This is a genomic window from Cupriavidus sp. SHE (assembly GCF_000812445.1).
GTDB lineage: Bacteria > Pseudomonadota > Gammaproteobacteria > Burkholderiales > Burkholderiaceae > Cupriavidus > Cupriavidus metallidurans.
Genome location: NZ_JWMB01000049.1, coordinates 142,140 through 167,460, shown reverse-complemented (window position 1 = coordinate 167,460; position 25,321 = coordinate 142,140). Strand labels below are relative to the sequence as shown.

At 62.6% G+C, this 25,321-nt stretch carries 23 protein-coding genes and 1 pseudogene; 17 read left to right on the top strand and 7 right to left on the bottom strand.

Features of this window, described 5'->3' with window-relative positions:
- The first annotated feature begins 46 nt into the window (after positions 1-46).
- Positions 47-1,717 (top strand): class I poly(R)-hydroxyalkanoic acid synthase, encoded by a 1,671-nt coding sequence (gene phaC / locus RN01_RS23820; RefSeq protein ID WP_024569737.1) that lies wholly within the window; start codon positions 47-49, stop codon positions 1,715-1,717.
- 284 nt (positions 1,718-2,001) lie between these two features.
- Here phaC and RN01_RS23815 read toward each other — a convergent pair whose 3' ends face one another.
- Positions 2,002-2,988: a glutathione S-transferase family protein gene (locus RN01_RS23815; RefSeq protein WP_024569738.1), complete on the bottom strand. Its 987-nt coding sequence runs from the start codon at positions 2,986-2,988 to the stop codon at positions 2,002-2,004.
- 246 nt (positions 2,989-3,234) lie between these two features.
- Between RN01_RS23815 and RN01_RS33285 the strand changes: the two are divergent.
- The 7 genes and pseudogenes from RN01_RS33285 to creD form a co-directional block, all read left to right on the top strand.
- Positions 3,235-3,511: pseudogene (locus RN01_RS33285) on the top strand (transposase); the annotation flags it as partial.
- Between the two features lie 551 nt (positions 3,512-4,062).
- Positions 4,063-4,248, top strand: a complete 186-nt coding sequence (locus RN01_RS23810; protein ID WP_017515770.1) for a hypothetical protein — start codon at positions 4,063-4,065, stop codon at positions 4,246-4,248.
- Positions 4,249-4,283: 35 nt separating this feature from the next.
- Positions 4,284-4,763, top strand: a complete 480-nt coding sequence (locus RN01_RS23805) for an outer membrane protein assembly factor BamE (RefSeq protein WP_024569739.1) — start codon at positions 4,284-4,286, stop codon at positions 4,761-4,763.
- Positions 4,764-4,952: 189 nt separating this feature from the next.
- Positions 4,953-6,065: an NAD(P)/FAD-dependent oxidoreductase gene (locus tag RN01_RS23800; protein WP_024569740.1), complete on the top strand. Its 1,113-nt coding sequence runs from the start codon at positions 4,953-4,955 to the stop codon at positions 6,063-6,065.
- Between the two features lie 22 nt (positions 6,066-6,087).
- On the top strand, positions 6,088-6,786 hold the full coding sequence (gene creB, locus RN01_RS23795) for a two-component system response regulator CreB (protein WP_017514527.1): 699 nt from the start codon (positions 6,088-6,090) through the stop codon (positions 6,784-6,786).
- Between the two features lie 18 nt (positions 6,787-6,804).
- Positions 6,805-8,250, top strand: coding sequence for a two-component system sensor histidine kinase CreC (gene creC / locus RN01_RS23790; protein WP_017514526.1), 1,446 nt, complete (start codon positions 6,805-6,807; stop codon positions 8,248-8,250).
- 121 nt (positions 8,251-8,371) lie between these two features.
- Positions 8,372-9,787 carry a cell envelope integrity protein CreD gene (creD, locus tag RN01_RS23785; protein ID WP_017514525.1) on the top strand — a complete coding sequence of 472 codons (1,416 nt, stop codon included), beginning with the start codon at positions 8,372-8,374 and terminating at the stop codon, positions 9,785-9,787.
- A gap of 156 nt (positions 9,788-9,943) precedes the next feature.
- Here creD and RN01_RS23780 read toward each other — a convergent pair whose 3' ends face one another.
- A complete protein-coding gene (locus RN01_RS23780) occupies positions 9,944-10,564 on the bottom strand; it encodes a ferritin-like domain-containing protein (RefSeq protein WP_024569741.1) in 621 nt (206 codons plus the stop codon).
- Between the two features lie 151 nt (positions 10,565-10,715).
- On the opposite strand from RN01_RS23780, the gene RN01_RS23775 reads away from it, so the two are divergent.
- Together RN01_RS23775 and RN01_RS23770 are read left to right on the top strand one after the other, a co-directional pair.
- Entirely contained in the window at positions 10,716-11,315 is a 600-nt protein-coding gene (locus RN01_RS23775) for an RNA polymerase sigma factor (RefSeq protein WP_024569742.1), read from the top strand.
- On the top strand, positions 11,312-12,040 hold the full coding sequence (locus RN01_RS23770; RefSeq protein WP_024569743.1) for an anti-sigma factor domain-containing protein: 729 nt from the start codon (positions 11,312-11,314) through the stop codon (positions 12,038-12,040). Before RN01_RS23775 ends, RN01_RS23770 begins: the two co-directional genes overlap by 4 nt.
- 18 nt (positions 12,041-12,058) lie before the next feature.
- Here RN01_RS23770 and RN01_RS23765 read toward each other — a convergent pair whose 3' ends face one another.
- Positions 12,059-13,699, bottom strand: a complete 1,641-nt coding sequence (locus RN01_RS23765; RefSeq protein WP_223277319.1) for a mechanosensitive ion channel family protein — start codon at positions 13,697-13,699, stop codon at positions 12,059-12,061.
- 171 nt (positions 13,700-13,870) lie between these two features.
- On the opposite strand from RN01_RS23765, the gene RN01_RS23760 reads away from it, so the two are divergent.
- The 6 genes from RN01_RS23760 to RN01_RS23735 all read left to right on the top strand — a co-directional run bounded on the left by RN01_RS23760 (position 13,871) and on the right by RN01_RS23735 (position 21,626).
- On the top strand, positions 13,871-16,240 hold the full coding sequence (locus tag RN01_RS23760; protein WP_024569745.1) for a DNA polymerase II: 2,370 nt from the start codon (positions 13,871-13,873) through the stop codon (positions 16,238-16,240).
- A 91-nt stretch (positions 16,241-16,331) separates the two neighbouring features.
- Positions 16,332-18,032: an MBL fold metallo-hydrolase gene (locus RN01_RS23755; RefSeq protein ID WP_017512280.1), complete on the top strand. Its 1,701-nt coding sequence runs from the start codon at positions 16,332-16,334 to the stop codon at positions 18,030-18,032.
- 136 nt (positions 18,033-18,168) lie between these two features.
- Complete coding sequence (locus RN01_RS23750; RefSeq protein ID WP_017512279.1) at positions 18,169-18,618, top strand: hypothetical protein; 450 nt, start codon at positions 18,169-18,171, stop codon at positions 18,616-18,618.
- A gap of 245 nt (positions 18,619-18,863) precedes the next feature.
- Positions 18,864-19,019 carry a hypothetical protein gene (locus RN01_RS23745; RefSeq protein ID WP_223277318.1) on the top strand — a complete coding sequence of 52 codons (156 nt, stop codon included), beginning with the start codon at positions 18,864-18,866 and terminating at the stop codon, positions 19,017-19,019.
- 230 nt (positions 19,020-19,249) lie between these two features.
- On the top strand, positions 19,250-20,308 hold the full coding sequence (locus RN01_RS23740) for a cyclase family protein (protein WP_017512277.1): 1,059 nt from the start codon (positions 19,250-19,252) through the stop codon (positions 20,306-20,308).
- Between the two features lie 79 nt (positions 20,309-20,387).
- Complete coding sequence (locus RN01_RS23735) at positions 20,388-21,626, top strand: ABC transporter substrate-binding protein (RefSeq protein WP_017512276.1); 1,239 nt, start codon at positions 20,388-20,390, stop codon at positions 21,624-21,626.
- A 99-nt stretch (positions 21,627-21,725) separates the two neighbouring features.
- On the opposite strand, the gene RN01_RS23730 is transcribed toward RN01_RS23735, so the two are convergent.
- From RN01_RS23730 to RN01_RS35075, 4 genes are read right to left on the bottom strand one after another with little or no spacing between them, the layout of a single operon-like run.
- The gene (locus RN01_RS23730) at positions 21,726-22,445 is read right to left on the bottom strand and encodes a hypothetical protein (RefSeq protein ID WP_017512275.1); all 720 of its coding nucleotides are present in this window, start codon (positions 22,443-22,445) and stop codon (positions 21,726-21,728) included.
- Positions 22,442-23,056 (bottom strand): hypothetical protein, encoded by a 615-nt coding sequence (locus RN01_RS23725; protein ID WP_017512274.1) that lies wholly within the window; start codon positions 23,054-23,056, stop codon positions 22,442-22,444. The genes RN01_RS23730 and RN01_RS23725 overlap by 4 nt, the downstream gene beginning before the upstream one ends.
- A complete protein-coding gene (locus tag RN01_RS33280; protein WP_029700163.1) occupies positions 23,053-23,622 on the bottom strand; it encodes a hypothetical protein in 570 nt (189 codons plus the stop codon). The genes RN01_RS23725 and RN01_RS33280 overlap by 4 nt, the downstream gene beginning before the upstream one ends.
- 13 nt (positions 23,623-23,635) lie before the next feature.
- Positions 23,636-23,923: a PAAR domain-containing protein gene (locus tag RN01_RS35075; protein WP_326998544.1), complete on the bottom strand. Its 288-nt coding sequence runs from the start codon at positions 23,921-23,923 to the stop codon at positions 23,636-23,638.
- A 274-nt stretch (positions 23,924-24,197) separates the two neighbouring features.
- On the opposite strand from RN01_RS35075, the gene RN01_RS23720 reads away from it, so the two are divergent.
- On the top strand, positions 24,198-25,301 hold the full coding sequence (locus tag RN01_RS23720) for a porin (RefSeq protein ID WP_011516367.1): 1,104 nt from the start codon (positions 24,198-24,200) through the stop codon (positions 25,299-25,301).
- Positions 25,302-25,321: the final 20 nt, after the last annotated feature.

Sequence of the window (25,321 nt, the reverse complement as noted above, 5' to 3'; positions counted from 1 at the left end):
CCGCGCATCCGCCCGAAATAACACGCCATTCGTCATGAGAACGCCAATGCCTGTGCCGACACCGCATGCCAATCCGCTGCTGAGCGGTTTTCCCTCGCCGCTGACGACGCTCGCGGAGCTTTTCGCCTACCCACGCTACCTGCCCAGCAGCATCGACATGCCCCGTCTGATGCAGTCCGGCTTGCGCCACCTTGAAGGTCAGTTCTCAATACTGGCCTCGGCATTTGGCCAGGCCGGAGCAGACCAAAAGCCGGACCGCCGGTTCGCGGTGAAGGACTGGGACGAGAACCCGTGGTACCGGATGCTCAAGGAAGGCTATCTGCTCAATGCCAAGACGCTTGCCGAACTGGCCGAGTCGATCCATCTGGACGACGACGACGACAAGAGCAAACTGTCCTTTTTCCTGGGGCAACTCGTCGATGCCATGAGCCCGTCCAACTTCCTGGCCACCAACCCGGAAGCAATCCGGCTCGCACTGGAGACCAACGGTGAAAGCCTCTTGAACGGCTTCGCGAACTATGTCGAGGACATGCGTCAGCGGCGCATCGCCATCACCGACGAGTCGGCGTTCGAGGTGGGCCGTGACGTCGCCACATCCGAAGGCGCCGTGGTGTTCGAATGCGATGTGATGCAGCTGATCCAATACAAGCCGCTGACATCGAAGGTGATGTCGCGCCCGCTGGTGATCGTGCCGCCCTGCATCAATAAGTACTACATCCTCGATCTCCAGCCGGAGAACTCCTTCGTCCGTTTCGCCTGCGAACAGGGTTACACGGTCTTTGTCACTTCGTGGCGCAATCCGCAGGAAGACATGCGCGGTACCACCTGGGACGACTATGTGGAAGGTGTCATCAAGGCCCTCGAAGTCAGCCGTGCCATCGGTGGCGCAAGCCAGGTGAACGCGCTGGGCTGGTGCGTCGGCGGCACGCTGCTGACCTCGGCGCTGGCCGTCCAGGAGGCACGCGGCGAAGACATGGTGGCCAGCATGACCCTGCTGACGACTATGCTCGACTTCACCGACCCGGGCGACCTCGGTTTCTTCCTCGACGAAGCCACCGTCGTGGCACGCGAGCAGAGCATTGGCAACGGTGGCATTTACTCCGGCAAGGAACTGGCCTTCGTCTTCCAGACCCTGCGACCCAACGACCTGATCTGGCCGTACGTCGTCACCAACTACCTGAAGGGAAAATCGCCAGCGGCCTTCGACCTGCTCTATTGGAACGCCGATGCGACCAACCTGCCCGGCCCCATGTACGCGTGGTACCTGCGCAATATGTACCTGGAAAACCGGCTATGCAAACGCGACGAGTTGTCGATGTGCGGGCATTCGATCGACCTGAGCAAGATCAAGGTGCCGAGCTACATCCTGGCCACCAAGGAGGATCACATCGTCCCCTGGCAGTCGGCCTATCGCAGCACGCAACTGCTCGGTGGCGATAGCGAGTTCGTGCTGGGCGAAAGTGGCCACATCGCCGGTGTCATCAATCCGGCCTCCAAGCAAAAGCGCGGCTACTGGAGCGCCGGCGCGCAGGGAGATCATGCAGAGGACTGGCTCGCTTCCGCACAGTCCACGCCGGGAAGCTGGTGGACGCACTGGAGCGCCTGGCTCAAGCGTCACGGCGGCAAGCAAAAGGCAGCGCCGGCGAATCTCGGCGACAGCCGGTTCCAGCCGATCGAACCCGCGCCCGGCCGGTACGTGAAGGTCAGGGTCGAGTAAGTCTCAGCGGCCATTGCGTGCAGCACTCGCGGCTACGAGCACGATGGCCGCGAGACCTGTCCCTTGTGCATCTTTGGAAAAGCTATTGCGATAAGTTTTCTTATCGCAATAGCAACATGGCAATCGAAACTCGTAGCAAACCAATTGCGGGAGACCAGCAGGCCGGCCACCCATTGCCAATGCCGGCCGTCGAATCTGAGCCATCAGAAATGAGCGTGCGCATGCGCAAAGTTCCGGCGCGCAATGCCGTATGCCTGAACAAGCGCCCCGGCCAAAGCAAACGGTCAGGCCTGCCCCAACCGCTCTCGCCCATGCGGCGAGGAGAAATCAAGCATTGGACCCAACGGCACGATCCCCGTGGGGTTCAGCATCCGATGGCTTTCATAGTAGTGGCCCTTGATGTGCAGGAAATCGACCGTGCCTGCGATGCCTGGCCGTTGGTAGATATCCCGCAAATAGGCTGACAAGGCCGGATAGTCGACGATTCGGCGCAGGTTGCACTTGAAGTGCCCTACATATACGGCGTCGAAACGGATCAGTGTGGTAAAGAGCCGGATGTCGGCTTCGGTAAAACGATTTCCGACCAGCCAGCGCTGCTGGGAGAGATGTGCCTCCAGCCAGTCCAGCGTATCGAACAATGACCGCACGCTTTCCTCGTAGGCCGCCTGAGAGGTGGCGAAACCTGCCTTGTACACACCGTTGTTGACGGTGTCGTAGATCCGCGCGTTGACGGCATCGATCTGCGCGCGCAGATCAAGCGGGTAGTAATCCCCTGGCCTCGCCCCAAGCCCGTCGAATGCGCTGTTCATCATACGGATGATTTCCGACGATTCATTGCTGACGATCGTGGCCTGCTGCCTGTCCCACAGCACAGGCACGGTCACCCGCCCGGTGTACTGCGGGTTAGCCAATGTGTAGACCTGATGCAGCACGCGTGCGCCACTGACAGAGTCTGGTATCACCCCAGGGCCGTCGGCAAAGGTCCAGCCCTCCTCGTGCATCAGCCAGTGCACGACCGAAAGACTGATCATGTCTTCCAGCCCTTTGAGCTGGCGCATGATCAGTGTCCGGTGTGCCCAAGGGCAAGCCAGACTGACATAGAGGTGGTAGCGGCCCGGCTCCGCGCGGAATCCACCTATACCAGTGGGCCCCGCCGTGCCATCGCAAGTGACCCAGTTGCGGAAAGCCGCATCCTTACGCACGAAACGGCCACCGGTGGAGGTAGTGTCATACCACCTGTCCTGCCATTCACCATTCACCAGTAGTCCCATTGATCGCCCCTTGCCGTTTTACGGCAGCATCTCGCTTTGCCTGACGCATCGCCTTGAGCTTGCATTGTGCTCCACATGACGACCTGCCATGTCTTACGTATGCCGATCACGGCTGAAGTCATCGGGGTGCGGGACGAGGCCGGCCAGCCGCCAAGCCGTAGCCGGCCTTACCTTTACTTCCAGTTGGCGGCGATCACCCCCTCCAAGGTATCTCCGTAGTTCTGCGGCAATGTACTTTTCCCCGCGCTAAGGCGCCTGTGGTTCTACCGCCGCCCGGCATGGGCCCAGAAGGCTTGGGAACATTGCTGCACCCAGACAAGGCAAAGCCAGATTCCAGCCATGAAGTTGTTCGGCCAGCACTTGCAGATCTACTGGCACAGCATCCTCGCCCGATGCCAGCATCGGCTCAACACCAGCGCGGTCGAGAGCATCAAACATCATCAAGGTCATCAATCGCCGAGCCTACGGCTTCCGTGACGATGAGTACGTCCTCCTGAAAATCAAGGCGCCCTTCCCTGGAATTTCAGCTACGAAAGCGCGTCTTGATGACGGGCCCAACGGCTGGGTGGTCGTCAACGATAAGGACCGTGATCATCTCTACGTCCATTGGCCCCTATAAGGGGGCATTTCCGGAAAGCCCCCGACGATCACGGTCAGCCGCTGGGATCACCAAGAACGCACCGGACCAGGCAAGCGTATTCCCAGTGTTGCCACCGATCGTTACCGTACTCGGTCATCGGAGATGTCCAAGTCGAGCCCATGCCAGATGACATCAAAAGCGGACGCGACACCGCATCAGGAAAGTCTCTTGCTGTTGCGTTCCACCCCGCTTGCCGTGTTTATACGGACCACCAGCGCAGCAGGGGTGAACTGCTGAACCTAAAAGAGAGACAAGGGCATCGACAGACTGCCCTTTGCATCGCCACCCAGTCATCCGTTCATCGACAACATGCGGCTGGACGACATCGGGCGGACCGCCCACCCTTTCGTCCAGAAAATCGGAAACTTCCGAATATCCAGACACGGCCGCTTACCAATACTGGAAGCGTCAGAACCCACGTCGCAGGCCTCACCATGGACGATATGCTGGCCTTACTCAACATCACTCCCGTTGCCATTCTTCTCTGCGCACTATTCGTGCCTTGGTTCGTTTCGCGGGAGACGGGTACAGACGAACATGGCGGGGCATTTGGCGGCGTTCTGAGCACGGTCTTCGTGTGCATTCCGGCCGCCATCATCCTGGTCTCTCGCTATCTCTGACGGAGCGCTGTCCGCCAGAACAGAACTTGCTACACATGTCCTCCAACTACGCTCGCGCCGCATCCTATGGGATCGCATTGGCTCTGCTCACTGGCTGCGCCGCCTATGACCGCGGCTCACTCACTTTGGCACACGCCATCACGCCCTATCAGATCACGATCGAACAGGGCAACTTTGTGTCGCGTGAGTCGGTCGCCCAACTCAGACCCGGCATGACCCGGGATCAGGTGAGCTTCCTGCTTGGCACACCTTTGCTGACAGATGTCTTCCATGCAGATCGCTGGGACTACGTTTTCACCTTCCGGCGCGGCCATCGCGATATCGTGCAGCAGCGACGATTGACGGCATACTTCGCGGGCGACAGACTTCTGCGCTTTGACAGCGATCCGATGCCCAGTGAAGAGGAACTGATCGCCGAGATCGATGGCGTGCGACACGGAAAGGTTTCACCAAGCGCGAAAGCGAGTTCGCCAGCCGATACCGCCAAGCCTCAACCTCTCGGGCCAACAGCATGAATATTGCAATGCCGTTTCGACAAATCCGGGATCGCCTTCTTGTCGCCATATGCTGACGTGGAGTTGTAAACTCCACGTCACAGATGCGTGCCAAGTGCCGGGCACCATGTTCCCTTCACCTTCACCTCATCCTGCCTTCACCCACGCGCCGAATACTCCGGGCCATCCAATCACTAGAAAGGAACCGAGATGGCGACGCGAACCCAGGATTTTGACCATGACGTGGTAGTCGTCGGCGCGAGCTTTGCAGGCGCCGCCTGCGCACTGGCTGCGGCACGCGCGGGATTGCGCGTGGTGGTGCTAGAGCGGAAGGCAGACCCCGGGAGCAAGCTTCACACCACTGGCATCCTGGTCAAGGAGGCGGCCGAGCAGACATGGCTCGGCCGCGCTCCTGCCGATTGCCTGCGACGCATCGAGAAGGTTCGCCTCTATTCGCCGGCGCTGCGCAGCCTCGCGTTGGCGGCGCCCGGCTACTACTTCCTCACCACCGATACGCCGAATCTGATGCGCTGGCTGGCCTCGGAGCTGGTCGATCACGGGGTCGACCTGCGTCTCGGCACCTCTTTCAGTCAAGCGGCACGATCCGGTGCCGGATGGTCCGTGCCGGGCGTCGGCCGCACGCGGTACCTGGTAGGTGCTGACGGCGCGAGGTCAAGGGTGGCCCAGATTGCCGGACTCGGGCAAGGTCACGCCTTCCTCTACGGCGTCGAATACGAGTTTGCCGGCCTGCAACTCTCCGATCCAGATGCCCTGCATTGCTTCGCCAGCAAGCACTTCGCGCCTGGGTATATTGGTTGGGTGGCCCAGAATCCCACCGGTGTGCAAGCTGGCCTGGCGCTGCGCCATGCGCCACGGCGTCGGGCAGCGCCGGATATCGACGGCTTTCTTCGGCGTGTGCGGCACCTGCTCGGTGTACCGGAGGATGCGACACCGACCACGACCCGTGCCGGCCTGATACCCTGTGGCGGCCCGGTATATCCGTTGGCCCGGGATGGCGTACTGCTGACGGGCGACGCGGCTGGTATCGTGTCGCCGGTGACGGCCGGCGGCATTCACGCGGCGTGGCGGCATGGCGAAGCCGTCGGGCGGGCCATCGCGGCGCACCTTCAGACCGGCGCCGCAACGCCAGAGCAAGTGGCCGAACAGAGCGCGCCGCGTTTTCGGACCAAGCGGCTGCTACGTTGGGCGTTCGACCATTTCCAGTCGGATTGGGCATTCGATGTCCTGTTGCATTCGGCGCCTTTGCGATGGGCCGCGGAACGCATCTATTTCCACAAACGCGGCGTCGCGGCAGAGATTTAAACCTGATAGCGAGAATTGTGTAATGAAACAGCCAACCGTACTTGTGGTGGAAGATGAATCAGCCATTGCGGACACGATTCTGTACGCCCTACGCACGGAAGGTATGCAGGTCGAGACTTGCACGCTGGGGAGTGAAGCATTGGATCGCGTGCGATCGCGACGCCCCGATCTCGTTATCCTCGACGTTGGGCTGCCCGATATCAGCGGCTTCGAGGTTTGCCGATCGATGCGGACCTTTTCGGACGTTCCCGTCATCTTCCTGACGGCCCGGCACGAGGAAATCGACCGCATCGTCGGGCTCGAAATTGGTGCGGATGACTACGTGGTAAAGCCATTCTCGCCACGTGAGCTTGCCGCTCGCGTGCGCGTGATTCTCCGTCGCGCCAAGGGCGCCAGCGACTCACCCCAACCATCGCCAATGGCCCAGGAGGACGCCGATTTCGTCCATGACACCGACGGCGCCCGCCTGGCCTATCGTGGCCGATGGCTGGACCTCACCCGCTACGAATACCGCCTGCTGGCGCTTCTGGTGCAACACCCGGGGCGTATCTTCGCCCGCTCACAGCTCATGGATCTGGTCTGGCACGATTCGCTCGATACGGTCGATCGTACCGTCGACACGCACGTTAAGACGCTCCGAGCCAAGCTCCGCGAGATCGACCCCGCTGGCGACCCGATCCGGACCCATCGCGGCATGGGCTACTCACTCGAATCACGATAAGGAAGATAAGGGCATTCCATGCATATCGGCCTGCGCATCTTCTTTGGCTTCTTCCTGATCGTCGGGCTGGCAGCGTTCCTGACCTTGCGCGTGTTTGTCCAGGAAGTAAAACCTGGCGTGCGTCAGGCCATGGAAGACACCCTCGTGGACACCGCCAACGTCCTCGCCGTGCTGGCCACCGACGATTTCAAGAGCGGTCATCTCGCCGACGGCAATTTCGCGAATCATATGGCGCGGCTGCATGAGCAGCCCGTCGAAGCCAGCGTGTGGGGGATGCACAAGGGTGCCGTCGGGTACCGCATCTACATCACCGATGATCGTGGCATCGTCCGCTTCGACTCGTCCGGCGCGGCGGTCGGACAAGACTACTCCCGGTGGAACGATGTCTACCTGACCCTGCAAGGCAAGTATGGCGCTCGCAGCACGCCCTCCGACCCCAACGACGACAGCAGCACGGTCATGTATGTGGCGGCCCCGATCCGCGACGGCGAACGGATCATCGGCGTGCTGACCGTGGCCAAGCCGAATCAGACCGTGGCGCCGTTCATCGCGCGCAGTCAGCGCACTATCCTGATGTACGGGCTGTTGCTGATCGGCGGCGCTGCGGTGATTGGACTGGTGTGCACGCTCTGGCTCGTGTATGGGCTGCGCAAGCTGCAGCGCTATGCTCGGGCCGTCGCGGCCGGCGAGCGCGCAGAGATGCCCTTGCGCGGCGCCAGCGAACTCGCGGAACTCGGCCGAGCGGTGGAAACCATGCGCGTGCGACTGGAAGACAAGCAGTACGTTGAGCACTATATCCACACGCTGACGCACGAAATGAAGAGCCCGCTGGCCGCCATCGGCGGCGCGGCGGAACTGCTTCAGGAGGACATGCCGACGGCAGACCGCCAACGCTTTCTCGGCAATATCCGCAGTCAGGCGCAGCGGCTCGATCTGTTGATCCGCAAGCTTCTGGCACTCGCCGAAGTCGAACAACGCCAGCGCCTGGAGAAACGCGAACCCGTGCAGCTGGCGCAGGAGATCGAGCATATTCTTGCGTCACTGGAGCCACGGGCGCGCCAACGCGGCGTAAGCCTGCATTGGCGGCCACCGGCGGAGGGACAATCCTTCGACGTCTCCGGCGACGTGTTCCTGCTGCGGCAGGCAATCGTCAACCTGATCGAGAATGCCCTGGATTTCGCGCCGTCGGCGACCGACGTCGACGTGATGCTGGAACCGGGACCCCATCAGGATCAGATCACGCTCAGGATCGAGGACCGAGGTCCCGGCATCCCCGAGTACGCGCTTTCGCGGCTGTTCGAGCGCTTCTATTCCCTGCCCCGCCCCGATGGCGGCGAGCGCAGCACCGGGCTTGGCCTATGTCTGGTTCGCGAAGTTGCCCTGCTGCACCATGGCAGCGCTACCGTTACCAACAGAGAGGGCGGTGGCGCCAGCGCAGTGATGGTCCTGCCCATCTCCGCATGACGCGCAACACATGACGTAACGCGAAAGACGGAGCGCAGCCTTCACAACGGCTTCACGCCAACCACACGCCCTCCTCACCCGCGATCGCTAGTCTTGCTGCATCTTCACTCGCAAGACAGTCATGAAAAACTTTCGCTCTTATCCCTACAAGGTTCTGGTCGCGGCGGGCCTGATCCTGGTGCTGTGGGCCGCCCTGCAGATGGTCTTCAATCTAGTGGAGGAGCGCAGCCAGCTCCACGAGTCCGCCGAGCAAAGCATCTGGCGTAGTTATGCCGGCCCGCAAACCTTGACTGGCCCGATCATCGTCCTGCCTTACAAGGAAGTCCTCGTGGAATCCGAAGCAAAGGATGCCAAGGGCCGCAAGACACAGACGCAGTACCGGGAGGTCGCGCGACAGTTGCTGGTCTTCCCGAAGTCCCTCCAGGTTCAAACCGAGATCAAGCCCAGCGAACGGTACCGAGGCATCCACAAGGCGATTGTTTATGAGGCGGCGAGCCAGTGGACGGGCACCTTCGTCTTGCCTGACCTGAAGGCGGCCACCGCATTCGAGAAATCCGCCGGGCATGTCCGCTTCGAACTGGGCGAGCCGTTCGTGGCACTGGGCGTGTCCGACATGCGCGGCCTTGCTGCGGCGCCGGTCATGCAACTCGCCGGAAAGTCGCTGGAAATGGAGCAAGGCGCGCAACTCAATGGGTTGGGCCAGGGGCTCCATGCGGACCTTGACCTCCGCGGTGCGGCCGGCAAGCCCGCCGACGCGCGCGTCGTGCCGTTCTCGCTCACGCTTTCCCTGCTTGGAAGCCGTTCCATCGCGTTCGCGCCGGTCGCGGACATGAATACGTTCAGTATGCGATCCGCATGGCCGCACCCCAGTTTCGATGGCGACTTCCTGCCACGCCAGCGCACGGTGGACGCCAGTGGCTTCCGCGCCGAATGGTCGGTCAACGCGCTCAACACCCACGTGCGAGAGCGCCTTCTGCCCATGGAGAATGGCGAGCGTACGCAACCAAGCGTGACCGCCCCGGCGAACGCCGCGGAATCCATCTCCGTCACGCTGATCGATCCGGTCAACGGCTATGTACGTGTCGAGCGTGCCATCAAGTATGGGCTGCTGTTCGTGCTACTGACCTTCGCCGGCTTCTATGTATTCGAGCAGATCAAGGGACTGCGGATTCATCCGATCCAGTACCTGCTCGTTGGACTGGCGCTGACCCTGTTCTTCCTCATGCTCGTCAGCCTTTCCGAGCACGTGACATTCCTGTTCGCCTATCTGGCCGCGAGTGCCGCGTGCATCGGACTGCTCGCCTTCTACCTGACGTTCGTCCTCCACAGCTGGCGCCGAGGCGCGAGTTTCGCGGCGTTGATTGCGGCGCTGTATGGCGCGCTGTACGGCATTCTGGTTTCCGAGGACAACGCGCTACTGCTGGGTTCGACCCTGCTCTTCCTGGTGCTGGCCAGCATTATGACGGTGACACGCCGCGTGGATTGGTACAACGGGGATATGCAATCCAGGTCGGAGGAAGAAGGGGGCGAAGGATAAAAGTAATAACGGGCGCGTGGCTCAGTAGTGCCCAGGCCGCCTGCACTCAATCAGGAGGTGCGTAGCGCTTTTCCACGCGACAGATCCTCCGCCCCTTTTACGTGAGATGGCTCGCGCAACCTGTGACAGGTCGGGCCACTCACCCCCGCCCCCTCGTCAACCCACAAACGCCCCCGGCACTGGGTCCTCGCCCAGCACGCTCAGCAGAACCGCCCAGTGCATGGCCTCATCGCCAAGGATGCTGCCGGCGGATTTGGCGAGTTCCCGGTTGTGGAAGCTCGGCAGTACGCCCAGGTAGGCGGCAGTAGCACCCTTCTCCAGCCCGGCGGCGAACCGCAGGACATCGGCCTGGGTTTTCAGATCCGCAGCCGGAAAGTTGTATTCGCTGGCCTTCCGGGTCTTGACCGGCGTGCCGCCCAGCTTCATCACCGTGTTGGCCAGCACATCCGCATGGGCCTTGTGGTGCGTCTGGAACTTGACGGCGGTGTCGAGCACCGGCTTCTGCAGCAGCCCGCTTTCGGCGCCCACCTGGTAAGCGGCGATCGCCTGGTACTCCAGGCCAAGTGCCGTGTTGAGGATATTGATGTCGTCCTTTGTGCTGGTGGAATGCGTTTGCCCCCAGGCGGGCATGGCCTCGCCAAGCGACATCACGGCCAGCGACCCCAGTGCGAATGCACCCGGTGCCTTGAGCCAGCCGCGGCGGACCAGATTGGGAGCAAGGTCGGCGTCGCAGGCGACGCCGGCGAACGGCAAAGACAGGTCAGGCTTGGTTTTCATGGGAACCCTCCTTGATTTGGGCGATGAACGCTGGCGGGCGAAACACGTTGCCCGGGCGTTATCGGCTTATACGCAGCCATCCACCCGGCGGATGCACCGCTGACTCCCTGCTGCCTATAATCCCGCCAACCCCATCCGCCTGGAGTGCCGCGTGGCCCTGTCCCCGGAACCTCCTTCTTCGTTGCCCGACGCACCCACGGGGCTTGATGTATTGCTCGGCCGGGTGGCGTTGGGGGATCGGCTGGCGCTGCGCGCGCTTTACGATCAGGTCGTTCCGAAACTGTTCGGCCTCGCGCTGCGTATCACTCGCAGACGTGACTGGGCGGAGGACGTGGTGCAGGAGAGTTTTGTCAGCATCTGGCACCACGCCGCCGATTACCGACCGCAAGTGGCCGCCCCGATGACGTGGATGACGACGATTGTGCGCAACCGGGCGCTCGACTGCCTGCGCCGGGCGCATGCGGCGCGGCTGGCATCGGCCGCTTCCCTGGAGGACACCCCGGAAGCCGATCTCGAAGACGAACACGATGGCCCGGCCGAACTGGCACAGGCCAGCGAGCAAGCCCGCGCGCTGAACCGTTGCCTGCAGCGCCTGGACGGCCCGCAGCGCGAGGCGGTAGTGCTGGCCTACCTGCAGGACCTCAGCCATGCCGAACTGGCCGCGCGGCTGCGCGTGCCGCTGGGCACGATCAAATCGTGGATCCGCCGTGGTCTGGAGAAGCTGCGCGCCTGCCTGGAGGCCACGCCATGAATCTTGCGCGCCACCCTGCCCTGCTCGACCGCATGGCCGCCCAGTACGCATTGGGCGTGCTGCGCGGTGGCGCGCGCCGCCGCATGGAGCAAATGGCGCGTCAGGAACCCGCCGTGCGCGTGGCGATTGCCCATTGGCAGGCACGACTGGCTGGGGTGGCCGAACTGCAAGCGCGGGCCGTTCCCGTAGAAGCCGTCTGGTGCGGCATCGAGCGACGGCTAGGCTGGAAAGCCGATCCCGCCGAGGCACAGCCGACACGCACGACTGGCTGGCGTCACGTCTGGCAGGCCGCGAGCTTCTGGCGTGGCGCCACGGCGGCGATGACGGTCATCGCGCTGATCGCCGTTATTGCCACCATAGGCCTCGGGCCCGAGCGACGGCCCAGTCCCTCCACAGTGGTTGCCTTGCTGCAGTCGCAACAATCCCGGGCTGCCATGCTGGTCAGTTGGGATCCAACTGGCCCCGCCCTGGTGGTTCGCAGGCTCGACGACCTGACGCTGACAAACCAGCAGGTCTTCCAGCTTTGGGCGCTCCCCGTGGATGGCAAGCCTCAGTCGCTGGGCGTGATTGGCCGCGCGCGCCAGGTTCGCCTGCCGCTGGCCACGCTGCCCGCCAACGTGCCGACCCTGGCAGTCAGCATCGAGCCACTCGGCGGGTCCACCAATCCGGATGGACCGAGCGGGCCAGTCGTGTTCCATGGCGCCTTGCTGAAATCCCCCCGCTGACGGGCTGAGGGACTACGGCTACGTCTTCTCCGCGCCTGGCGCCGCGTACTGATTGTCTGGCGATACCACCACCGGCGCGGCGGGCTGGTCCATGTAGTGCGGGGACATGATCTGTACCCCGTTGCGGTTGAATTCGTCCTGAATCGCCGCGTGCAGGACCGATAGGAGCTCGAAGCGCCGCCGTGGGTCGTCAATCGAGCAAAACAGTTCGTATTCGACGTAGAAGTCCTGCAGTCCACGCTGAAGCACGTAAGGGGGCGGATTGTTGCCAAGCCCCGGCACGGTGGCGGCCGCGCGGATCAACATGCCGTGAATCTGGCGCCATGGCGCGTCATAGCCGATGGTGACCGACGTGGAGACCAGCGCGCCCACATTCGCTTCCGAACCACCCCGGCGAGAGTAATTGTGGATCGCGCTGCCGACCACCACCGCGTTCGGCAGCGTCACTTCCTCTCGCCGCACGTTGACGATCTTGACCGACAGCGAATCCAGTGACGTCACTGTGCCGATCGTGCCGCCGATATCAACCATGTCGCCGCGCCGGAGCGCGCGCGAATACACCAGCACCATGCCGCTCATGATCTGGTTGACGATATTTGCCGATCCCAGCGTCACCATGAACCCGAACAGCACCGACAAGCCCTTGAATACATCGCTCTGCGAGCCCGGAATGTACGGATACGCAAACGTCAGCCCCAGCGCCCAGACCACGGTCGACGCGATGCGCCGCGTAGCGCCGGCGGTTTCCGGGTGCATGCCGGGCACCGTGACCTGGCCCCGCTGCACCGCAATAAAGATCGCGGCCACCAGCTTGTGCACGGCACGTGTGATAAGCAGGATGACCGCCACGGTCACCAGCCCCGGGACGGCGTCTAGCATGGACGTGCCGACATGCCCCAGCAGGCCGAGCAGGAACGCCCCCATGCGCTGGCCCAGCGGCCGGGTCAGCGGGAACTGTTCGAGCGCGAAATCGAGCCACAGGAAGATGAGTAGCGCGATCAGCGCCGCGCCGACGATCTGTGCGATGCTGTTGGCAAGCTGCAGTAGCGCGCCGGACCAGTCGAAACGACCCGACGTCCGCGTGCGCAAGCGTGATTCCAACGCGCGGCGGAGCATCAGATCAAGGCGACGCCGGCCGCGCGCGATGGACCACAACAGACCGAGCAGGAGCAGCAGCGCAGCCAGCGAGTAGCCTGTGCCGCGCAGGATGGTGGGCCAGTGCAACTGGTCGCGGCGAGCATCTAGCGCAGTCTGGAGTTGCGCGGCAGCCGTGGCAGCCACGGACTCCACGGTCTGCCCTGGCTGTTCGGGGTCCAGATCGCCATCGACGACCGAGAACAGGATGCGGTTACCGACCTGCACTGCCACCCCCGATACGTTGCCCAGTCGGCCCGGCAATTGGGTCACGGGTTCGGCAAGCTCGCGCCGGTCAAGCTTGTCGAACCGCTCCTGCGCGCGGGCGACCCGCACCGCGGGGGGCGTGCCTCCAAGTTCCGCGCGTAGCGTCACCACCGGCAGGTTCATCAGCACCAGATCGGCGGGTGGCGCCGCAGGTGACGTGGACGCCTCGGCAGCCCACGTGGCGAAAGGCATGGTCAGCCACCACAGCAGCGCGATCCATAGCACGACGGGCACCCTGCCGCCGCTGCTTCGCTTCACTCCCTGTGGTATCAGTGAATCCATCATCTCCATGCATCCGCCTAGCCGTTCACAATCGCCGATATCACCCACGTTTGGCGCCTCAGGCAAGTGAAATCATTCGTGTTGTGATTTAAGTTCGGTCCGTCCGCTAGAATTCCCGCCAGATACAGGCCCCCGAAGGTTTCGAAGTTGGCACTACAGCAGGGTTTTCTCCTGACCCGTCACTGGCGCGACACGCCCGCAGGCACGGAAGTCGAGTTCTGGCTCGCCACCGATGAGGGCCCGCGCCGACTGCGCCTGCCCCGGCAGCCATCCACGGCGTTCATACCGGCCGCGCAACGCGAGACGGCCGAGGCGCTGCTGCGCGGCGAGCGCGATGTCGAGTTCCGCCCGCTGAACTTGCAGGACTTCCAGCGACGCCCGGTGATAGGGATCTACTGCGACCAGCACCGTCAGCTCATGCGGATTGAAAAGGCGCTCCGCGACGCGGGCGTCAGCGTCTACGAGGCCGACGTCCGCCCGCCCGAGCGCTATCTGATGGAGCGGTTCATCACCGCCCCGGTCTGGTTCGACGGCCAGCCCGGCGCGGACGGCGTGCTGCGCGACGCCCAGATGAAGCCGGCGGCCGGCTACCGGCCCAAGCTGCGCCTGGTCTCGCTCGACATCGAAACCAATGCGTTCGGCGAACTCTATTCCATCGCGCTTGAGGGCTGTGGCGAGCGGCAGGTCTACATGCTGGGCCCCACTCCCGCGCAGCCAGCGGCGGATATCGACTTCGCGCTCGAATACCACGCAACCCGTCCTCTGCTGCTGGAGGCGCTCAATGACTGGCTGGCTCGCCACGATCCCGACGCGATCATCGGCTGGAATCTGGTGCAGTTCGACCTTCGCGTGCTGCGCGAACACGCGCGCCAGTACCAGATTCCGCTGCGCCTGGGTCGTGGCGGCGCGGAACTGGAGTGGCGCGAGCACAACCAGCAGCAGCACTACTTCGCGGCAGCGGCAGGCCGGCTGATCATCGACGGCATCGAGGCCCTTCGCTCGGCCACCTGGAACTTCCCGTCGTTCAGTCTCGAATCCGTGGCCCGGACGTTGCTGGGCGAAGGCAAGGCGATCGACAATCCGTACGACCGCATGGATGCGATCGACCGGATGTTCGCCGAAGACAAGCCCGCACTGGCCCGCTACAACCTCCGCGACTGCGAACTGGTCACGCGCATTTTCGAGAAAGCGGAGCTGCTCCCCTTCCTGTTGGAACGCGCGACGGTGACCGGCCTGCCGGCGGATCGTACTGGCGGTTCGGTCGCGGCTTTCACGCATCTCTACATGCCGCTGATGCATCGGCAGGGCTACGTCGCGCCTAATCTTGGCGAGAAGGCGCCGGAAGCCAGCCCCGGCGGCTTTGTCATGGATTCCCGCCCCGGACTCTATGAATCGGTGCTCGTGCTCGACTACAAGAGCCTGTATCCGTCGATCATTCGCACCTTCCTGATTGACCCGATCGGGCTGGTCGAGGGCCTGGCCCACCCTGACGATGCCGACTCGGTGCCCGGCTTCCGGGGCGCGCGGTTCTCACGCACGAAGCACTGCCTGCCGGCCATCGTTGCACGCGTGTGGCAGGGCCGCGAAGCCGCCAAGCGAGACAAGAACAAGCCGCTCTCGCAGGCGCTCAAGATCATCATGAACGCGTTCTACGGCGTCCTGGGCTCCAGCGGCTGCCGCTTCTTCGACCCACGACTGGCGTCGTCGATCACGATGCGCGGCCACGAGATCATGCGCCAGACGCGCGCGCTTATCGAGGCCCGGGGCTACGAGGTGATCTACGGCGACACCGACTCCACGTTCGTGTGGCTGCGTCGCGCGCGGTCCGAGGCCGACGCCGCGCAGATCGGCCGCAGCCTGGTGGCGTACGTGAACGACTGGTGGCGAGATCATCTGTGGCAGACCTACGGCCTGGAGTCCGCGCTCGAGCTGCAGTTCGAGACCCATTTCCGGCGCTTCCTGATGCCAACCATCCGTGGCGCCGATCTCGGCAGCAAGAAGCGCTACGCGGGCCAGGTGATGCGCGCCGACGGCACGGCCGAGATGGTGTTCAAGGGCCTGGAAACCGTGCGCACCGACTGGTCACCGCTGGCGCAGCAGTTCCAGCAGACTCTCTACGCGAAGATCTTCAACCGCGAGCCCTATCGCGACTATGTGCGCGACACCGTGCGCCGCACGCTCGCCGGCGAACTCGACGAGCAGTTGATCTACCGTAAGCGCCTGCGCCGCCAGCTCGACGAATACCAGCGCAACGTGCCACCGCACGTACGGGCGGCACGCATCGCCGACGAGTACAACGTACTGCACGGCAGGCCGCGCCAGTACCAGCGCGGTGGCTGGATCAGCTACTTGATGACGGTGGCCGGCCCCGAACCACTGGAAACACGCGCATCGCCCATCGACTATGAGCACTACGTCACACGACAGTTGCAGCCGATTGCCGATGCGATCCTGCCGTTTCTGGACGACGATTTCGAGACATTGCTGACTGGGCAAATGACGCTGTTTCCCCAGTAACTTCCCTAGTTTCACGGTTCCCGGCACATTCGCTGAGGTATGCTTGGCGACCTAGAACAAGAATCCGCAGAGACTTCCCGCGCAGTCCATCATGTCCACCACCCTCCCCGATCCCACTTCCCCGGTTGCCCGTTCCAAGGCCATGCGTGCCGCCGCCAGCATGCTCGTACTGCGTGACGGAACACGCGGCATGGAGGTGCTGATGATGCGCCGCCCGCAGCGCGACGACGATCGCAGCGCCGGCGCCTTCGTGTTTCCCGGCGGCACGCTCGACCCGCAGGACGCCACGTTGCACAGCCTGTGCAGCGGACTTGAGGACTCGGCCGCCAGCGCGCGGCTCAGCGTCGCGGCGAACGGACTCGACTACTACCTATGCGCGGTGCGAGAAGCGTTCGAGGAAGCCAACCTGCTGTTCGCCTACGACACACGCGGGCAGTTGGTGCAGCTCGACAGTCTGGCGGAAAGCGTGCGCCGCCAGTTGCGCGAGGCGGCCGGCTACGGTGGCAAGGGGCTGGCGCACGTTTGCGAGATGCTGGGGTTGCGGCTGGCCGTCGACCGACTGGCGTACAGCGCCTACTGGCTCACGCCACCCGGACTGCCCAAGCGCTTCGACACGCGCTTCTTCATGGCCATGCTGCCCTCTGGCCAGACCGCTCTACACGACGGTGTGGAAGCCGTGGAGCACCGCTGGCTGCGTCCGGCCGAGGCTATCGACCCGGCCAGCAATTTCACGCTGGTCAATGCCACGCGCAGGATCCTGCAGTCGATCGCGCATTTCCAGAACGCGCAGACTTGCTTCGATTTCGCGCAGCAGCAGCGCAACATCCCCCTGGTCATGCCACGTCTGGCGAGCGGACCGAAGGGCCAGCGCCCAGTGATGCCGGAAGAGGCACCGTATGCGGAAATCTCCCGCATCGACCCCGATGGCGCCGGGCACGGCCGCTACGCGCTGGAGCCGGGCCATGCCGTAAAACTGTCCGATCGCGTCTGGCGCGTGACGGCCAATAACGGCAGCGTCATGACCGGGCCGGGCACCAATACGTACTTCGTGGCCGGAGCAGACAACACCTGGGCCGTGATCGACCCGGGTCCCGACGATCCCGCCCACTTCGACGCCGTCATGGCCGCCGCGCCAGGCCCCGTCAGATGGATCTTCGCCACGCACACGCATATGGACCACTCGCCGGGCGCCGTGCGACTGCGGGCCGCCACGGGCGCGCCGGTCATCGGGCTGGTCACGGCCGCGACCGACCGGCAGGACGCGACCTTCGCGCCCGACCACATGCCACGTCACGGCGACCGTATCGCCCTTGGGCCCCAGACGACGCTGCGCGTCGTCCACACCCCGGGCCATGCATCGAACCATCTCTGCTATCTGCTCGAGGAAGAGAAGACGCTGTTCACGGGCGACCACGTAATGCAGGGCTCGACCGTCGTGATCAACCCGCCCGATGGCGATATGCGTGCATACCTGGGGTCCCTGCGGGCGCTGCTCGACGAGGACATCGAGTGGATTGCCCCCGGTCATGGCTTCCTGATGGGTCGGCCGCATGACGCGATCCGCCTGCTGATCCGGCACCGCCAGCAACGTGAAGCCAAGGTCATGAACGCGCTGCGCGCGCTGGCCCCGACGGATCTCGCCACGCTGCTGGCGAGCGTCTACGACGACGTGCCTCCGGGCAAGCATCCGATCGCCCAACGCTCGCTGCTGGCACATCTGCGCAAGCTGGAGGCCGACGGCTTGGCACGCGAGGTGGAAGGTATCTGGCACCTGTTGCCTGGTGGGCTGTAACGGCCCGGCAGGCATCTTGCTGCGGCGCCGCAAAACCGCCGCCATCGCTTGAAATATCTGGATACCACGCCGGTCTTGGCGGTACGCCGGCGCGCTGCCTACATTGATGGCATTGAGATGCATCGGAGGCGCCATCATGTCCAGACTCTTTGCCGTGATGTTGCTGACGCTGACCGCTACAGGAGCGGGCGCCGCGACTGCCGTCACCAAGTGTGAAAGCAGCCAGGACACGCTCTATACGGCAACGCCCTCATGCCCCGCCGGCTACACCAACACTACGCGGACCATGCGCGGCAGCGTGATCACCGTCCCCCGCGCCACACCCAAGGCACGACAGGCGGAGATGGCCTACCTGCAACATCAGGCGCAGATTTCGCAGCAGATCCAGGCTTGGGACGAACGTGACGCCGAGCAGGACTGGCGCTTGATGAATGCGTTCTGGAACCAGTGCCGCGTTCTCGATTACCAGATCCGGGGCACGGAATGGGCCATGGAGCACACCGAATACTGGAGCCGGGCAGACCGCTACCGTGAGGCGGTGAACGCCGCCCGTGCGACGCAGTTCCAGATAGGATGTTTCCTCTGACTTCGGATGGGTCGCGGGACGGCAGCCTCGCCGCCCCGCCGTGGAGATTCCGAACCTGGGCGCATCGTATATTTCGCCGATATTAAATGCGCTTAGATCGGCATACAGAAAATTTCAGGCGGATTCCGGCCGGATTCAGGTCTTCTCTCACATACAATCCGTTCCCATCCGGCCCGCCACGTTTACATGATCAAATCATGTTCCGAACGCTGGCAATGCGGTCGCAACCGCTTCCTGTGAAGATCATGCTTACTCTCACTGCGATAGTTGCGTATATGCTGGCCTGCATCGTTGCATTGGCCTTCGGTGCCCGCTGGGTACTCAAGAATGACCCGCTGCTCAAGCAGCAACAACTACTCGACTCCGCAGCTGGCGCTCGCGCGGAAGATCACCCCACCTGACGCGCCACAGACGCTGCAAGCACCGTCACCTTGTCGAAACGCCGGTCCACGAGACCGGCGTTTTGCTTTCCGGGCCTCCCGGATTCCGCCCTGCGCTGCCACCCCTCCGCATAGTTTTGATGCGACGCAAAATGATCTTGCGTCGCCTTTTCGTCTATAAACGCGCAACATGGCGAGACCCTGCCGGTTATCAAGGCGAAGCATCAATTCAACAAGAGGAGACACGAAGCATGCGTTGGAAGCAGCGTCCAGAAGGCTCCAACTGGGGCGAATTCGGGCCCGATGATCAACTCGGCCGCGTCAATCTGATCGGGCCCGAGCAGGTGATCAGAGGAGCGAAAGAGATACAGGCAGGCATCAGTTTCTGCCTCTCACTACCGCTCGATTACCCTGGTGGCAACAAGCTCAATCCGCGACGCCACCCGCCTCAGTTGCGCCCGACATTCCGCGACGACATCCCCTATCTGAACTTCCCGCTGGCCAAGGTGGACCCCGCCGCCACCGATGTGATCAGCGACGATCAGGTATTGCTGTGTCTGCAGTATTCGACGCAGTGGGACTCATTGGCCCACGTTGGCGCGCTGTTCGACGCCGACAGCGATGGCCGTCCGGAACGGGTCTACTACAACGGCTACCGGGCCAATGCCGACATCGTTGGACCCGTGGACTACGCCGAGGATGACCACTTCGAAGCCCACGATTGCGGCCACGGCCACGGCAGCCACGCCGATGCGCTCGGCATCGAGAACTTCGCCGTCAAGGGCATGCAAGGCCGCGGCGTGCTGGTCGATCTGGCCGACGTTTACGGCACCGGATACCGCAATGTGGGCTACGAAGACCTGATGCGGGCGATGGAAGCACACCAGGTGGAAGTGGAACGCGGCGACATGCTCTTGCTGCGCACCGGCTTTGCCGAGGTGGTGCTGTCGATGCAACGCGAGCCCGACGAGAATGTGCTGCACCACAGCTGCTGCGCCCTGGATGGGCGCGACGACCGCCTGCTCAACTGGATCACCGATGCCGGCATCGCCGCGCTGATCGCGGATAACTATGCCGTCGAACGCTATCCGGCACGCCCGGCGCCGGCCGACGCGAAAACCCACCCGCTGCTGCCGCTGCATCATCACTGCCTGTTCAAGTTGGGACTGCCGCTTGGCGAACTCTGGTATCTGCGCGAACTGGCCGACTGGCTGCGCGCGCATCGTCGCACCCGCTTCATGCTGACCGCGCCACCGCTCAGGCTGCCGGGCGCTGTGGGATCACCGACGACACCGATCGCGACGGTCTGACTTGCTCCGCTCTCCCACGCGTGGGAGAGCGGAAACCAGAGGAACCCGAAAGGACACCCGAACACCAAGGAGGAGACGCATGAAAACAAAAGCACAAAAGCTCGCTGCCGCGGTACTGGTCACGGCGGCATTCACCAGCGTGGCCGCGCACGTCCACGCGCAGCCCAAGCCCGGTATCTCCGACGATGTCGTCAAGATCGGGCTACTGCTCGACATGAGCGGCCTGTACTCGGACGTCACCGGGCGCGGTAGTGCCGCCGCCGCGCAGATGGCGATCGACGACTTCGGCGGCAAGGTACTTGGCAAGAAGATAGAACTGGTGGTGGTCGATCACCAGAACAAGGCCGATATCGCCGCCAACAAGGCGCGCGAATGGTTCGATCAGGATCACGTGGACGCGATCCTCGACGTGGCCGCATCGGCGCCCGCGCTGGCCGTGCTGGACGTCGCCAAGCAAAAGAACAAGATCGTGGTGTTCTCGGGCCCCGGCACGGAGCGCATCACGAATGACCTGTGCACGCCCGTGTCCGTCCACTACGCGTATGACACCTACGCGCTGGCCAACACCACCGCGCGCGCCATGGTCGAGCGTGGCGGCAAGACATGGTTCTTCCTGACGGCCGACTACGCCTTCGGCCATACCCTGCAGCAATCGGCCACCGCCGTGGTCAATGAGGCCGGCGGCCGTGTGCTGGGCGCCGCCCGGCATCCGCTCAATACGAGCGACTTCGCCTCGTATCTGCTGCAGGCCCAGGCCAGCAAGGCACAGGTGGTAGGACTGGCCAACGCCGGTGGTGACACCGTCAACGCGATCAAGGCCGCATCCGAGTTCGGCCTGACACGTAACGGCAATCAGAAGCTGGCCGGGTTGCTGCTCTACATCAACGACATCCACGCCATCGGCCTGAAGACCGCGCAGGGGCTGGTGCTGACCGAGGCGTTTTACTGGGACATGAACGACGCCACGCGCGCGTGGTCACGCCGGTATTTCGAGAAGGTCAAGAAGATGCCGAACATGAGCCAGGCTGGTGTCTACTCATCGGTCTCGCACTACCTGAAGGCTGTGCAGGCAACCGGTACCGACGAGACCGCGGCGGTCATGAAGCAGATGAAAGCCACGCCGATCAACGACTTCTTCGCAAAAAACGGACGCATTCGAGAGGATGGTCGTATGGTGCACGACATGTACCTGTTCGAAGTGAAGAAGCCCGAGGAATCGAAGTATCCGTGGGACTACTACAAGCTACTGGCCACGGTGCCTGGAGACCAGGCGTTCATTCCGCCTTCGAAGTCGCAGTGCCCGTTGCTGAAGAAGTAGCGGACATCGTTAGAGTCATGCGTGGCGTCGATGCGCCGCGCATGACGCTTCGACCCGACCCGGTATAGCAATTCGCCGATAGGCCTGATCGAGCCAGCGCTACTCCTGAACGGAAAACTGAAACGGTATCTCCGGCAGCGCAAATCGGAGCCGGATCTCGTTCAAAGTCGGGACGAAGCGCCGGTCCAAGAACGTGAAGTACGACATCAGCAGGCCCACGCGTGCCTTTTGCATCTCGTCATATAGGTAGCTGTTCTTTGGAAATGCCAGTTTCCCATCGTTCAACATCCTCACGGCCTGACACGACGAAAGCAAGCTTGGCAGATGCAGGAACGTCGGCTTGCGAGCTAACGGGTCTATCAAGAGGGAGATCTGCGTGTATCGACTTCCCGCTTCGCCTGATGCGTTGGCATGTCCTTCCACGCAAAGAAGAGGCGGATGGGTGTGTGTACGCATCGCAACGAATATCTTGGCAGATTCCGGAGGAATCTCCGACACATGCTCTCCTGGAAACGCTTTGGCGGTCACAAAACGATAGCCTTTGCCGTTAACTACCATTCGATCTTTCCAGAGTTCGATACTTAGCGTTCTCCGATCTACTCTAGCCTGCAGCTTCGTGAAAATACCTGGCTTACCTGGGTAGGAATAGACCACACCGGCGTTTTGCTCGATAGGGTCAGCGTCAACGGAGACCGGGTTATCAAACACTGCCCCCGATTGGGAAGAATAAAACGCATCATAGCTGTCGTAAGACTGTGCAGCGTAAACGCTGCTTGGTGGAGTGGCAAAGGCCACCACCAGCATCGTCGCAATTCTCATCGGTACGCTTTCGCTCCCGTCGCTTTCACGTAGTCTGGATTCAGGGTCCAAAAAATCGTGCTGCCATGGGCAGCCGTGGAAACCCATACCGAGTCGTAGCGGCCTCGTTCGGCCCCATCAACAATTTTCCCAGTTCTTTTGTTCACGACTCGCCATCGCTTGACGAACAAGCGTTTGTTTTCCGGCACGCCGAAAATGTTGTGGGACGGGTCGCCCCACTTGAATCCTATCTGCGCCTTCGGATGGGTCGCGAACTCAGTCTTGAAATCGAGACCATCCCACCAAAACGCGCCATTCGACGGATCCCGACCTTCGTTTGCCAACGCTTTCCGAGCCCATTCAACAGCAACTTTTATCCCGGCGTCCGCATCAAGCTTGTCGTCGTGAGTGGACATCAATTTGTTGAAACGCTGGTTTGAGCCGCTCCATGCAAAAGCATAGTTTGGGTCCACGACACGCAACTCGGATGCCGTCTTCCCTCGCCACGCGCGGCACCTATTGGCAACGGAGAACGCTATTCCACCGATTTCGTCCGAGTCGTTGGCTGTGGATGCTTCTCCGTAGGCGATTGCGGCGAGCAAACGTAGATCCCTATTGATCGCGTCGCTCATCGTGCATCCCCCGCATGCCATGCCACGAAAGTGAGATTCGGAAGATCCTTCACCGGAAAGGACCGAGTTTTGCCGTCTGTCAGCGGAGTCCTGTCGACGAGCGTCCCGCTGTCGCTCGAAAGCTTGTAGGTCATCCCTTCGACAGGATTACCGGTTCTCGCGTCGACAATTTCGTAATAGCACTCAAGATTCTCGTCGGTATTCGCTATTGCTTCTGGCGAGCCCCAGTTGGGGTGACGAGGAGAAGCGACGAGCGCAGCCGCCTCTTCGGCCGTAAACGACATTGACATGCCTCGCTTGGCGTAGAAAACCGGAGGCGGGTTGCAATGACAAACATTGATGTCGCCACTCAGCGCCCACTGCTTTCCATTGGATGCTGTGCCGGGCCAGCGCGGTCCTTTTGGCGCGATGAAGCCGTCTTGCTTACAAGCAGTGCAGTAGGTTCTCATATAAAGCGTGGCGACATTCACCCGAGGCGGCGGGTTCGAACAAGTCACGTCCACAAGGCCTTCGGCAATCACTGCGCTCCCGGCGCGATCGCCGCGAGCAAGGAAATAGCGGATCATGTGGGCCCTCTCATCAACCATTGACGGACGAGCGCTTGCCGACCGTGAAGACGCGAGACGACACCATACTGAGCCGCTTGCGTCCACCTGCGATGGTGTCACCGTTGTCCAGTTCACTGCCATCACGATACGTCACCGCGTCGCCAACGCGCGCTACGGTCAGACCTGCAATCGTCAAGCCACTCGTAGCTTTGGTGACTCGTCCGCCGCGATCGGTAAGCGCGTCAATGGTCGCGAAAAGGTGTGGCACCCCCGTCGCGCAATCAGATTGGACATCCGTTCTCTCTTCAACACACGGCATGGCAAAAGCTCCTGACAATGATCGAATGAGGGCGCAAGAAGCGCTTTTAATGGAAGGCTCGCAACGAGTCCATAGGAGAAAATCGAAACTGCCAGTCAGCTACTAGTTTCGAAACCCAACCGGACTACGCGCCTGGCATTGTTCACAGCCACGAACAAACTGTCACCGATTCCACTCTTCTTTGCTTCGCCTCCTCTCGTTACATTCCTGACGCCGCACCGCGCCCGAGCCCGCAAGGAGGCGTGCGTGCGTCTGATAACAAGGATCACGAAGCATGAAGACCCGTATAACCTGCCTGGCCGCGCTGGCCATTCTGCCCACCCTGCCCGCCACGGCCCACGCCGACGGCAGCATTACGCTCTATGGCGTCGTCGATGCCGGCGTGGAATACCTGACCCACGTACCGAACACCGCCGGCGGTAGCAACAGCGTTGTCCGCCTGTCGGCCGGGAACCTGTCGACCTCGCGTTGGGGCCTGCGTGGCAGCGAAGATCTTGGCGGTGGCCTGAAAGCCATCTTCACGCTGGAGAACGGATTCGACCTGGACACCGGCAACGCCAACCAAGCCGGCCGGCTGTTCGGCCGCCAGGCATTCGTGGGCCTGCAGAACCAGTACGGATCGCTGACGCTGGGTCGTCATCAGACCGTGCTCTATGACTTCTCGCTCACGTATGACCCGATGGCCATCGCTACGCGCTACTCGGTGCTGATGCACGACAAGTGGATGTCGGGCCGGGCCGACAACTCGCTGAAGCTGACCGGCAAGCTTGGCGCGGTCTACTACGGGCTGTTCTACAGCACCGGCTACGACAGCAAGGCCGGTGGCGAGATTCCGGGCGACTACAAGGCTGGCCGCAACTGGTCGGCCGCGGCCGGCTACGATGCGGGACCGCTGTCGGCGCGCGTGGTCTACGACGAAGTGCGCGGCAGCACCGTTGCTACCGATGACAATCGCGAGCGCCGCGCCAGCATCGGCGCCAGCTACAACTTCGGCCGTGGCCGGGCTTTTGCCGGCTACCGCTGGTATTACGGCGATTTCGCCACCAGCTCGCTGCGCACCAACCTGTACTGGCTTGGCGCGAGCTACCAGGTGACGCCCGCGGTCACCGTGACCGGCGCAGCCTACTACACCGACGTGCGCAACAGCAGCGGCGATCCGTACAGCTTCGTGCTTTCGGGTACCTATGCGTTCTCGAAGCGTACGGACCTCTACGCCATTGCCGCCTACGCCCAGAACAGCAACGGATCGGCTATGGGACTTTCCGGCTTCGGCCCGTCGCTGAACGCCAACGCGACCACGCTGACGGCCGCCACCGAACAGGTCGGTGCGGGCCAGAACCAGTTCGGAGCGATCATCGGCATCCGCCATCGCTTCTGATCGGCAAGCACATACCAGAC